This window comes from Nitrospira sp. BLG_2 (assembly GCF_049222245.1).
In genome coordinates this window covers 1-13394 of record NZ_JBLYIG010000047.1, presented here as the reverse complement: position 1 = coordinate 13394, position 13394 = coordinate 1, and the positions used below count along the sequence as shown (strand labels likewise).

Here is a 13394-nt window from a genome sequence, read left to right as displayed (position 1 = left end):
ATTGATGATCAGGAGCGAAATGATGATGATTCCGGACAAGAAGTTGCAAGTAGCCATACTGTTGTACGACGGCATGACGGCGCTCGACGCGATCGGCCCCTATGAAGTTCTTCAGGCGCCGACTCTCGGTACCGACGTACGCTTCGTGGCACGTGAGAAGGGCGTGAAGCGCACCGACTTCGGGAGGCTCCGCTTGACGGCCGACTACTCCCTCGATGAAACTACCAGTCCCGATATCCTCGTGGTGCCGGGAACTGCGTTTCCACAAGCCGTGATGGGTGATCAGCTGGTCCTGGAATGGATTGCGCAGGTGCACCGGACGACCAAGTGGACCACGTCGGTCTGTACCGGCGCGTTAGGTCTGGCAGCCGCCGGCGTGCTGCAGGGCCTTAAGGCCACCACGCATTGGCTCGCCCATGATGTCTTGAAACAATTCGGCGCCGTTCCGACCAAAGAACGTGTCGTTCGCGACGGCAAGGTCCTCACCGCCGCCGGCGTTTCCTCCGGGATCGACATGGCCCTCACTCTGGTCGCCGAAGAGTTTGGCGCCGATGCGGCGCAACTCACCCAACTGCTCATCGAATACGACCCTCAGCCGCCGTTTGACTCCGGAAGTCCCGACAAAGCGCCGTCCGCGATCGTGGACGCGGCGCGTGAGGAATTCAGTAAATTGGTCGTTATGCCATAAACCCGTCGAAGGCATCACTGAGCTCATCCCTCCCGCTGCATAAGCCGCCAAGAGGCTTCATCTATACACATAGGTTAGAAGTCTTGGCGACACGATCCAGTTAGAAGCAGCGAGCGTCCTCATCTTCCATTGAAGGACAGCGAACTTTCATGCGCCGTTAAGTTCCACGCCATGAGAGATACCCTTGCTACAGCCTGCGCATCGGTTTTAGTATAGCAATCTGTTATGAGTCACCCATTGGATTTCGTCACCATCGAAGGACTCCTCGCCTATGGTCGCGCTCTCGCTCGGCGAGCCTCGGAGCGGGGACTCGTGGAACCTTCGCCGGTAGAAGGTTCCGACGACGACTTGGATCGAGTCCGCGCTAAAATGGAGCAACTCCGCTCGTTCGTCGAGCGCTCCAAGTCCGGGTTTGCAACCGCGGAAGAGTACCGGTCGGTTCGCGAAGGGTTCATCGATGATCACCTGGTGTTCTTTGCAGCCTGGAACGCGCTCCTTGCCGAAGGTTCGCTGCACCCGTTACTCCGGGCCACGATCGGAGCAGTGGCCAAGCCGACCTATCGACGGCCGGTTGCCATAGTGCCACGCGGGCAGCTGACGCCCACTCTGGCGGAAGGCCGCATCGTTCTGGAACTGGGGGACGACCGTTTTTGGTTGTTGCCTCGCGATCTCGGCGACCGAACGCTTTTCTTCACGATGCGTCACGGCGTGTCGCAGGTCGACAGTAAGACACATCGCGTCGGATGCCGCTTGCCGAACCAACTGGACCGCGAACGAGGAGTGGCCAAAGCCGACGCGGTCGGAACGGCGCTCGCCCGCATGATCGGCATCGTGGGACAGCAGCTCGATTTTTTACATCTCGCCAACTATCTCGACCCGCGCACGTTCCTTCACTGCATCAGCCGTAGCCCAAACACCAGGCAACTGTACGAAAGAGTGTCGGCGGCGCTGCTGCAAGGCGCGCCCCTATCCGAACCGACCGTCCAGCCGGCTCTCGAATCGTCGGATTTCGGATGGGTCACGGGATTGGAGAAGTCCTTAGAGGCCGATGAAGCGGCGCGCGCGTTCGGCGTCGAGACATCCGCGGCCAAGCGGCTGATGAAAGATCCGCTGTATTGTTATCCGGGCGGCAATTCTTTCTTTGATCTCTATCTCGACGTCATCGACGGCCTCCACCGGTTGGGTGTTGCGCAAAAGGGCAAAGTGGCCTGCCTCTACACGCACAGTTCCACCTTGCGGGCGCTGATGATCTATTTGGACCCGCGTCCGTTCCATGAGGCCTTTAGCGAGTTCAGCGACTACAAGGAAAGCCAAGATAATGTCGTACTGCTCACGGTCGAACAGGGACGGATGTCCGGCTACTCAACGGCGGTCGGACTGTCCGAGCGGGAGCGTGTTTCCCGCAATACGTGGGTGACGGTGGAGCGCGTAAGAAAAGACCACGTCACCCTCAAACCTCGAACGCTCAAACGAGTCGTCGCGCTCGTCTCCGGAGGTGATTTCGCCGGGGCCGGCGCCGCTTTAAAAGAGTTGCATGTGACCGGCCAACGCATGGGGTTGGAGGTCTATTTTGTCCGCCACGGCTATTTGGGCTTGGCCAATAATTGGATCGAACGAGTCACCGAAGAGCATACCCGCGGCATGGGCAGCCAACCGAGCAGTCCCATCGGCAGCAGCCGTTTTGAGGAGTTCAAACAAGAGACGATTCAGCACGTGGCCATGCGGCACCTCGAACCGTATCTGCGTGATGGCGTACTGGTTGTGTTGGGCGGTGACGGCAGCATGCGGGGCGCTCGGGCAATTTATGAAGGGTTCGGGGTGCAGGTCGTCGGCATTCCGGGCAGTATCGACAATAATATCGAAGGAACGATCTGTCTCGGATTTCAATCCGCGGTGGCGCTGGCGGATCATTCGATCGAATCGCTGAAGGCCACCAGCGCGGCGATGGGCACCGTATTTTTCGTGGAAGTCATGGGCGCCGGATCAGGCCATCTTGCGCTGGCCTGCGCCTATCAGGCGAGAGCAGAGGGGTTGTTGGTCAATGAACACCCCGACCCGAATGCCTATATCGATGACGTCATCCTTGGAACGCTCAAACGGACATTGGGAGTGCCGAATAAGAGCCATTTGTTCGTCGTTGCCGAACGGACGCCGCACCGGCATCATAAGGATGGTGGAGTCCATGGCCTTGTCGAGTATGTCGCCGACGTCATTACCCGATGGCCGGAACGGCAAGCGAGGCCGGATCACTATCAGCTCACGCTGGCCACCAAAGCCACCATCCTTGGTCACACGCTCCGAGGCGCCAGACCAATACCGGAGGACAAGGCGATTGCTCAACATCTGACCCATGAAATGGTGCACAGACTGATGGAATCGCCCGATGACATTGTCGGATGTCTCTTAGCCTACCGTGAACGGGGATCGATCGGACCGATTCCACTCCATGCCGTGACACCCAAGCAATTCGACTGGGACGTCTTCAGTCGAATGCACGGCAACGCCCGCGTCACGTAACTCCCGGCCGCCATCTGTACGATCATCGGATCGACTCTTTCGGTATGCCGACCGGCGGCCAATTTGGAATCGTGTCTTGCAATCACATCGCAGGCACCAGTACCTCGCAGCACAGGCTTTCCATGTCTCGATATTCACCACGCCGGCTATCGGCCCATGGATATGATATGGATGCTTTGATTGAATGGAGAACGGTCTCGCTGCTCTAGCAACGGTTTCGCGGCACCACGTCGCCGGTCCCCATACGCCTGCACCAAAATCTTGAAATAAGTTGTCTGAAAACCCATCTCGCGATACCCATAGACCGGGCGCTGGTTTCCCGCGTCAGTGACGTTACAACAATCAATCGTAAGGAGGCGGTTCATGCATTTCGTTGTGGTCTCAGCAGTGGTTGCCGGGTTGGTGTATTTGCTGTGGCAGATCAGGCCGTAGCGCTCCTCCCCATATGAACGCATCGAGCGCATTCCCTTTGAAGGCATGCTCTTCACGGCCTCCAGAGGGACACCTTATGGAGGCCGTGGTTTCTTTGTCCATTTCTTGCCTATGTTCCATAGAAACGTGACCTCGCGATAGCTCTAGACTGAAAACCGGTTTCCGGCGTCGTCCACGTCGACACAATCTTTTTAAGGGAGGTTTATCCATGCGGTTCATCCTCGTATCGGCAGTTGCATCCGCGCTTGCATGCGGAACTTATGGTTTGGCCATGGCGGAAGACACCTCAAGCTTTGGGTCAGAACTGCAGCAGGAGATGGGTTCACTGGGCGAGATGAAAGCCGAGCAGGAACAGATGCGGGATAACTCCAATTCCATGCGGGACCAGCCGAAGACCGACATGAAGGGCAAGAAAAAGCAGAAGAAGTCAGAGAAGAAGGCCAAGCGGGGTGCACTGAAAGCTGAGAAGAAGATGAAGAAGTCGGCAAAGGCTAAGAAGGCCAAATCAAAAACGACCGCGAAGGAAGCTGAGGATCCTCTAATGAACCCTCACGAATGACCCGGTTACGCAACGACGTGATAGGTGCCGGACTCATGCGACAGGGCGTGGCCCAAGAGCGTAACCAGAAGCCGTTCAGTAACCCGAACACGTCGGCTTCACTGAGACGAGGGCCGAGAGGCGGGTGACGCGGGTCGAACGAATCCTCGCCCGGATCCGCGTGCGTCCGCGGCTCAAGATCTAAGACTTCAACACATCGAACTTCAGCCCGCTCGAACCTTCACCGCTGCCGACTTTCTTGCGGCGCCCTATCCAGAGATGAGTCGAACCATCATGCCAGCGCGTGAGTTGATAGTGACGCGTGACCCGAATGCCCTCGCGCGGGATCTCTTCCTCGAAGATTCGTAATCCATTTTCATTCGTGACTTGCGGCCTGAGGATGTTGCCATGAGCGTCAATAAACTCCGGAGGTCCATCGACCTTCAATACCTTTCCCCGCCGCAAACGCAATCCTTCATTGCTCTTCACCGGCAGCAGCGGCACCCAGTTGTCCGGCACTTTTGTGGCCAGTTTGTAAACCAGCTTGTTCGGATCTCTAGTCTCTACAGAGGGCGCGGTTGTTTGTATCTCTTGTTCGAAGCGAGTCAACGGCTTCTCCGCGGCGCTCTCCACAATGCGCTCCACCCCCCAGGCCATGTTCGCCATCTCGTCACGAAGGAACAGCACCTCTTCAATCGGCTTGCTTTCCATGCCTTTCAACAACGACGGCGTCAAGAAAAAGAGATTCGCCGCCGGCTTCGTCAGTCCGCTACTTCTGGTGTGCGATTGCTGGAACATCCGCCAGGTGGAATGCGGCTCACTCAGTTGGCTCGAGGTCCTCACCAGCGTCCGCACGCCAAACGTGTCCTCGATGACAATCGAGCGACAGCGATAGAGCGAGCCCACCGGCAATTCAACGGGAATGACAAACCAGTCGTTGCCGTATGTTAAGGAAAACTCCACGAGCAGCATGCGCGCGAGATCGGTAGGACCGGCATCAACGGAGCCGAAGTCGACCTGCGCGTCCTCGAACTCCCAGAACCGAGCGTTGGGCATTCCGCGAAAACTCACCGGAGCGGGAATCGCGCTGCGGGTGATCTCCGTAAGCGTGTCGTCCGACGCTCCGCCCAAGGTCACCTCGAGATTCACATCGAAGGCATACCAATCCAAGTGACCTTCACAATACTCCTCGGCAGTCAACGGCACCTCGCCGTCGCTGAAACGCGTGCCGACTGAGAACGCATACTCCATGCGTTCCGGCAACCAAGCGGTATTCTCTTTCTCGGGCTCGCTGAACAACGTATCGAACCAGATCAACCAGAGTCGCGCAGCCTCTCTCACGTCGGCCAGATCACCGGGTGCGACGTGAAGATCGGGAGCGATGACGATGACTCCGGCATTGGTGACACGAAAGGCCGTATGGAGCAATCTTCCATCAGGCACCCTTGCCGCCATGAGATCGATGAAGGCCAGGCTATCGCTATCCAAGGTTGCGCGCTGTTCCGGAGTCAGCCTCGACATGGGGTACTTACGAACAAAGGCGTCTCGGTAGTCACGTGAGATCGCCTGCGCTTCGCGCATCTGGTCCAACATTCTTAAGAACTGCTGGCCTGATTCAGCCGCGAAGCGAAGTTTTGCCGTCTGATCGTTTGCGGGAAGAATGGTCTCGCGCTCAACCAGCGTTTCCAACGGCATGCTCGGATCATACCGAGGAGCGTTCGCGATAGTGTTGGCGTTGATGGCTCCCGAGAAATAGCGGGAGAGTTTTGCCGCGTCCGCGCGCCAGCGCGCCATTATCGGCGAGCCATTATCTTCTCCCTGAAACTCTCCTAACTGCCATTGCCGGGCAAGCAGCCAGAGCGGGTCGTGGATCCTCGCCTGCAAGCTGTGTTTCATCTCAGCGTTGCGGCTGAGAGGTTGCAATCTCATCCAACTGGTTATTGAAGCCATGTTGATTACTTCACGGTTGTAAAGTCGGTCGACACAGTGTCGCCGAGTGTGTTGTACGCAAAGTACAGCGCCGGCAGATAATGCCCGACTTCATCCAGCGTCACCGGATCGACAGCACGGATCCGAGCCAGATCGAGGGTCTCCAAAAGTATCTGTTGCAAGGACCAGATGGTCCATGGCGCCCCCATCTCCGGCGGCACAGCGATCAGAATCGTTTGAGGCGGCGCGGCATTCGGTTGATCGTATTGCAACGCGATGCCCGTCGTCTCGATTGCGCTGGGTACGACTTCCACCCATTCATCAATCAACACACCCGCCAGCGGTTGGCGCATGTCGAGATCGGCGGGAGACTGCACCGCGATGGAAAGTTTTCCTCCGGGCAGGTTCTTTCCCTCCACCAGCGGCAACGCAACCCACCGATCACCTTCCGCGTAGGGAAGTTGCGCGATCTTCAGTTGCAATTTTTCACCTGTGTTGAGGGCTTCTGAATAACCGAGCACGGCGCCGAGGTTCGACATTCCGTCACGCACCCGAGCCATTCGCTGGAACCACGTCGGAGCAACGAGTGGATCGTTGCCTTGAACCGTGTCGCTGCCGGCCAAAGCCTTCTCAAGTTCCTCGACGTTCGAGGGCCTGAAGCGCGGCAGCACGATGAACGCTTTGCCAAATACGATTTGTAGACGAGAAAGCGCATGTTTCAACTGGTCCTCAACCGACAGGGCGGTGAGCGCGTCCAGTTGCTCCTTGCGCTGGGCCAACTCCTTGCGGATTGATGCCGCTTGTGACAGAACCGCCTCGCGGTCAGTCGCCGAGTCACCGGCAGACAGCGGCACCGCGCCGGCTATACCAAACGATGCCGAGCGGAGAAGCAATGTGCGCAATTCGTTGAGATCGCCGGGTGAAGCGACTTGCGAGTTCAAATCGTCGAGGACCCGCTGCAACGCAGCTACGGCAGCGGACGCCCGTTGATTCACCTCGTCAATGTCGATACCGGCATCAGCCGTGCGGTCAGGCGGATTCAGGTCTTCCCCATCCAACGCCCGCCCGCTCGTGAGCAACCGTCTCGTTACCCGCAGTGCTTCGCCGAATTCACCGTAACTCAAATCACCGATGCTCCACTCCGGCATTCGTCCTGGATTGATACGCAGTAGGGAGCCAGCCGCGAAGCCATCAGACCGACTCATCACCTGTAACAACAGCCGCTGCTCGATCTCCGCTTGCTGTCCGCCCTTCCCCCCCTCCAGAGCATAGATGTAGTCGAGGGGAGCCAGGCTCAGCTGGTCCAAGCGCATCTCTTTCGTCTCCAACACATTTCCAGTGACTGCGTCGAGCCGGTCGATCAGGCATCGTACTTTTGCCGGATTTGGTAACAGCCTCGCGGCCCAGGCATTCAGGTGCGGTTCGGCTGTAGCGCGAGACGACATCGCAGACCAATGAGTGGAGAGTTGCGGCTCGCCACTAAACAAGGACACGACGCGATGCGTGAGTGCGACGCCCGTGCGTGGTGTTTTCACGACTTCGAGCTCGGGCGGGGGAATCTCGCCTCCGGCGACCGCTTCCACAGTGCTCGCCGCGCGCAGGGGATTTCCACGTACGACTTGATGCACGCTCTCCGCCATGAGGGCATCGCTGACGGCATCGACGGCTAGTTCCAGGAATTCGAGCTCCGCTTTCAGCGCGTTGAAGTCGGCGTTGTTCGGATCAAATGGAGGCAGCGCGGGTGTTTTCTGGTTGACCATTTGCCCGAACGGAATGGTGTCCATGGTCCATGGCAGAGACGACGTTCCCTCCTTGCCTTTTTCCCACCGACGCATCAGTGCCAGTCCGTCCACGACGTTGTTGGCGGCAAGCGACTCGACCGATGCCGTCTGCCGGCCAGATTCGAGTTTCCGCGCGACCAGCGGCGCGAGTTCGCGAAAGACGGAGATGAACTGCGCTTTGCGTATCTCCTGCAACCGTCGTTCGAAGCGATAACCCAGTAATGCACCGAGTGGTTGTCCTTGACGCACACCATCGAGCAGCCATGTCGCGAGCCTCACTCGCTCCGACGACAAATCGATAGCCAAGAGATCGTTCACGGCGCCGCCACGCGACTGCGCCAGGTGACCGCTGCGCAAAATTGCCGCCGTGGCCGCCTGAGTCAGGGATGGCGTGTGAACGAAGCCGGGATTCCTTGCCGCTTCAAACACCGGTGCTTGTTCGCCTGGAGGTGTGGGAGCTTGCGACTGGGGTTCGACTGCGTTCAGGTTCATCACCCACCCATAGCTCCCCAACAGAACTCCGCTCGGATCGGTCTGCCGCATCTCTTCCAAGCGTTTGGTCGCAAAGGAAGTGATCCAAGCATCAAGCCGGTGTGAACACAGATCGAGCGTCCCGGTCATCAATTGTTCAAGTGTGTCGACATCGAGTGACTTCAGGTGAGCCAGGCTCTCGCGAAATTCACTCAATGGTTTGAGATCGGGTTCCCTTGCGACATCGGGCTCGCCGCTGGGAGAGAAGTTGATCAAGTACTGCCCGACCGGTTTCGGCCCATCCGGGAGGACAATGTCGGTCTTCAGCCGGTCCCAAATGGTCGGAACGGTCGGCCTCGCCTGCATGCCCAGGAGCTCCTGTTCACGCTGCAAGGCCGGCGCCGACAGATTCCGTTTGATCAAGAGATGCGACGCAGCCGACGCGTATTCCAGCAACATCGAATGTCGCAAAAGCAAGTGAAGTAACGTGTGTGGCGCCGGCTGCTCGAATGTGTCATCTTGAAACCACGCTTCCTTGGCCAGGTCACGCAAGGCGAGCAGTGATTCAATGTAGTTCGGTGAAAGGGATGGATTTCCATCGGCTTGAACCAGCGTGCCGTTGAGTGTGGCAGTGGCGGAGGAAAACACGGAACGAGCCATTCGCGGTTTCCACGTAATGCCAAGGTGGCCCAATACGGTTGCGGTTAACCGCTCCTGGGCCGCCCACCACTCCGGGACCGCGTCTCGCTTTGCGTTGATGCGATTGATGGCTTCCTGTCGCGCTCGTCTCGCGTTGCGCTGGATCGTCTCTTGTTGCCGGATGAAAGCTTGGCGCATGGCCTGTTGCTGCCTGATCCACTGGGCGCGAAAACGCGGAGCCAGGTCTTCAGGCGGGTCCTCGATCGGAGGAGGCTCTTCCATGGGAGGAACGTCGGGAAGCTCGAGCTCCCACACATCGAGGAAGAAATCGGCGCCGAGGAAGACCAACAAGTTGTCGAGATAATGGCGTCCCAGCAGTTGTCGTATGGAATAGCTGGAAGAGAGCGCATCCATGCTGAGCACCTCGGGAAGATCCTTGTCGAGACCGTTACCGTCGACCTCATCGGTTCGGCCCAGCCGCGGCACCTCCTGAACATTGCGGCGCCAGATTTCCCGCAGCTTGATCAGCAAACCATGCAAAACCTTGTCGCGATTGAACTCATCTCCCCCGTCCATCCTGGCCTTCCAGCTGGTGAGTGACGTGACGGGAAGAACGCCATACGGTTGTTTCCCAACTCGAATAGCCGGCAGCGGTCCGCCGGCTCGCACGTATTGAAGGAAATGATTGCGAGTCCAGGCGATGTCAGATTCCGATAACGGGCTTTCGCCTCCGATTGCGCTTGATCCCAGCATCTGCAAAAGAAAGTACCCCCACGTCGCTTGCCAGAGCGCCGTGTTCATGTGCCGCGCGTCAAGCTGTTCGGTGAGCGCGGCATTGGGCAGATGGGCGAAGAGCGGATCGGTTGTCAGTCCCAAAGCTTGCGCGAGCAGAGCGCCATTGGTCCCGGATTGTTTAGCGGTGGTTTCGTGAAGTTCCGCGAGATGGCCGGCTTCATGACCCGGATCGCTGGAACGAAATCCCGAGGGCGCATCCTGTGTATTGTTGGAAGGCGTGCCCTGGCGAATGAAGCCGAGCCCGTCCGTGTAGCGATGGGCATTGAACAGATCGGTGAGCAGTTGCGCGGACTTGCCGGGCGAGTCCTTGACTCCGATCACGAGCACAAAATCGAGACCGGCGGCAGCGTCCGTTTGCGGGAGTTTGGCGCGAATCGCCATTCCTTTCGCTTCAGCGGCCGCGAAATCAACCATCCACTTCATGTCTTCGTCGATGCCGGAGGCATCGACGTTCGCGGCCGGCGAAGGATTTGGACCAGTCGCCAAAGGATCGGCTATCGGCCCGCTTTTGACGTTGACCACGAGCCTGTCGCCTTTGTAACCCAGTACGGTCCAAAAGTCCGGCAGGACGTCACTGTGTGGCGCCCGTGTCCACGATTCCTTCTTCCGCTCGGGGGAGGGGAAGCGCACCGGCTTCGGCAACGCCCCGCAGGTGTTGACCGGATCATCGGGACGATCATCGGGGTTGAGCGGCGTGAGTGTTCGCGCGACCCACGCGGCGCGCTGGGGATCCAGCCTGTCCGCAAGCTGCCGCCACGCAGCCTTTTCCCGCTCCTCATTGCCGGCCGCTCGCCACGTCTGTTCCCAAAAGTGTGTTCCCCAGATCAGCTCGTCCTCGGTCAATTCAGGTTCGTGAGAATCATTGTGGATCTTGTCCGGATATACACGCACACGAAGCTCCGACGTGCCGTCGGCTTGAGAAAAGAATCGGGTCTCGAGCCGAACCGGAAAGAGGACCAGCGGACGCGCGGGACCGGCCGCAAGCTCAGCTCCAAGTTCAGGAGTGTTGAGGATGTTGGGAATGGGAGGGTTCGGAGTTGCCATGCTAAATCTAGACCTTCTTCATCATTTCTCTGGCGTGAATGGCAATGCGCATCGGACGCTGCAACGTGATGTACGCGAGGTGCGAAGAGTTCTTCCCCCACGTCGCCTTGTCGATGGTTTGCGTGTCGATGTTCGGCACCACACTCATAATCGAATCGAGAGAAACATGCGACAAGGCTTTCAAGCCCTCTTCTGTCCGGACCATGTGTCGCCAGCTCAATTCGTTCCAGGTAGCGGTCAATGCCGGCGGGTCTTTCGTGAAATCCGCCGCGTCCATTCCGAAGCAGGGCTCAGTGGGTTGTTGCTGAATCACAAAGAACCACCCATCGGGATTGTGCGGTGGTTCGCCTTTGGCTTCTGCTTCCGTGAGATCGAAACCGAGGAACGTAACATCGGGTTTCAGTGTTCCGCGGAAAAGTGGATATCGTTCGTCCTCAGGCTTCTTCGAAAGTGTTAATCGTTGGTTTTTCGGCACGGCAGCCACCGCATAGATCACTGAATTCGGGTACCGTTTGAGCAGCTCGCCGCGAATCAGTAAGACCAACTTCCCGCCGGTGTCCGCGCTGTTCCTGCCCAGTTCGCGATCCTCCCACATGCTTATCGGTTCGAGGTCGGGTTCGTCGCTGCCGACGGACGTGTCCCAGAATCGCCGAAAGTACGTGCCGCGCTGATCCGTCGGATAATTGCGCCACAGCATTTCGTGGGCCATCTCAGCATTGAGTCCCACCATGAACGATTCGACGAACTTCGGATTGGTGCCGAGCAACGTGACAGTGTTTGCGGGCACATGCTCCAAGCCCGGCAGCAGGTAATCCTGAGAGAGATCCCGCAGCGCTTCATACATCGGCTGTGGAAAATCGGGAGTGTCCATCACCGGTTCAAGTGGATCGTCGGTCTTGTTGGCGTCGGATGCCAACCGGACAGAGAAGTCCATTCGCCTCTTGATGGTCATCGCCGGAACGATGCTTTGCAGCAGCGCTTTCCTTGTATCCGCCAGTTGGATTGTCGGCGCTTGCTCGGATGGAGAGGGTGCAAAAGCTCCGGCCATATAGCGTTGATGGTCCTTCGCGGCCTCACGAAAGACCGCAGCGGCAGGATTGTTGTCGGCTCCTCGAGTGAAGTCGAGTAACGTCCGGATCTGCCCCTCGGGAATGTGCGTGTAGTCCGCCAGGGGAGGCGCGCTGTTCAAGGCCGCAAGAGTCCGTTCAAACCGAATCGCGTCGTTCAATTGCGCGGCCAATCCCTGGGCTCTGGCGGCCACAAGGTTGATGGAAATCAACGCGGCGTCGTTCGCTCGAAAAGCCAAGACCGGAGCGGTCGTATTGAGTCTGGCGACGAGGGCGATCGGCGCGGCGCCGACAGCTTGGAATCGAGCGCTGACTCGGTTGCGCGGGCTCGTCAATCGTCGCATCGGCGCCGAGACGATGCGATCAGGAATAACCGACCGCGAGATCGCCTGCGACAATAACGCTCGCGTCGTGACGTTGTTCACGCCGGTGGTTTCCACGAGGACTCGAGATTGGGCTACGCCGAACACTTTCAACAGCGTTTCGTCGGAGAATCGGCTGAAGTGTCTCGTGTAGTAGACCGTATTCACGGCACGGGCCAGCTGGGCCTGCCGGCGCAACTGATTGATGCGATCGATCTCGCCGAGTTGTTCCCACGCCGACGCCATCAGCTCTTCTTGCTGCGTTTGCACGACGTGGGTTCCCAGCGCCGCCGCAGATCGATGTCGCGGATCCAGATTCAGCTCGTCCAGCCATGCTGCCGGTGCCGGAGACGGCTGAGGCAAGTTCACCGTGTGACGCGCCGCTTGCCAGCAGCCATATATCGGTGGTGCAACGATGGGGTCTTCGTCACGGTCGTTCTGCATCGCGAGCCAGGGAGCATCGAGAATCTTTTTCAACTCTCTCTGAAAGGGCGCGCGAGTCGTCTCTTGCCACTCTGCTGTTGATGCGCCGACAACACGTAACGCGCCTTCAAGCTCGAGCGTTGTGCCGGCCGGCAGGGCGATGTTGAAGTCCGGATCGCTGATGTCCACGAGTCGCTTGCCGACCTTTGGTATGTCCCGCAAATCCCGCGCGCTCAGCAGTTTCACTAGGGCTTCGAAGTCGCCGCCGGTGCCGGTGCGAAACTCCCAGTGGAAGTAGACGGGCAACGTCACGGCATCGGCCTGAGGGGTCCATGCCGGTAATAACTCTTTCTCCTCGTCTTGTTCGCCATCGCGCTGGATCGTTAAACCCAGTCCGGCCTTTCTTCCCGACTCAAAGGTAGGCACAACACAAGCGACATAATCCGTGAGCGGATCGAGACGACGCGGACACAACAAGCGCGAAAGAGTGAGCGAGGGATCGCCGCCGAGCGACTTTTCGAGCAAGTCCTTGTTACGCGCGCTTCCGGCGACTTGCGCATGGGCCCAGGCCCAGGATTCAGCCAGATCCGGAAGTTCGTGTGCCGCGTGAGCCTTGATCTCAAGGACAGGCAAGGGGAGATGACGGTCTACGCGCAAAGTCACGTCATGTTGCTTGCGAACGACGACGAGACAGAGCCAGGGACGCAA

General features: G+C 58.5%; 6 protein-coding genes. 3 read left to right on the top strand and 3 right to left on the bottom strand.

The window, feature by feature from the left end; translation table 11 throughout:
• Positions 1 to 43: 43 nt before the first annotated feature.
• The 3 genes from ACOSYY_RS01380 to ACOSYY_RS01370 all read left to right on the top strand — a co-directional run bounded on the left by ACOSYY_RS01380 (position 44) and on the right by ACOSYY_RS01370 (position 4196).
• The gene (locus ACOSYY_RS01380) at positions 44 to 688 is read left to right on the top strand and encodes a DJ-1/PfpI family protein (protein WP_526023260.1); all 645 of its coding nucleotides are present in this window, start codon (positions 44 to 46) and stop codon (positions 686 to 688) included.
• A gap of 225 nt (positions 689 to 913) precedes the next feature.
• Positions 914 to 3205 carry a 6-phosphofructokinase gene (locus ACOSYY_RS01375; protein ID WP_421660457.1) on the top strand — a complete coding sequence of 764 codons (2292 nt, stop codon included), beginning with the start codon at positions 914 to 916 and terminating at the stop codon, positions 3203 to 3205.
• A gap of 640 nt (positions 3206 to 3845) precedes the next feature.
• Positions 3846 to 4196 (top strand): hypothetical protein, encoded by a 351-nt coding sequence (locus ACOSYY_RS01370; RefSeq protein ID WP_421660456.1) that lies wholly within the window; start codon positions 3846 to 3848, stop codon positions 4194 to 4196.
• A gap of 180 nt (positions 4197 to 4376) precedes the next feature.
• Here ACOSYY_RS01370 and ACOSYY_RS01365 read toward each other — a convergent pair whose 3' ends face one another.
• The 3 genes from ACOSYY_RS01365 to ACOSYY_RS01355 all read right to left on the bottom strand — a co-directional run.
• Positions 4377 to 6104: a hypothetical protein gene (locus ACOSYY_RS01365; RefSeq protein ID WP_421660455.1), complete on the bottom strand. Its 1728-nt coding sequence runs from the start codon at positions 6102 to 6104 to the stop codon at positions 4377 to 4379.
• A gap of 26 nt (positions 6105 to 6130) precedes the next feature.
• Complete coding sequence (locus tag ACOSYY_RS01360; protein WP_421660454.1) at positions 6131 to 10834, bottom strand: hypothetical protein; 4704 nt, start codon at positions 10832 to 10834, stop codon at positions 6131 to 6133.
• A 7-nt stretch (positions 10835 to 10841) separates the two neighbouring features.
• Positions 10842 to 13394, bottom strand: a 2553-nt coding sequence (locus ACOSYY_RS01355) for a hypothetical protein (protein ID WP_421660453.1), incomplete at its 5' end; no start/stop codon positions are given.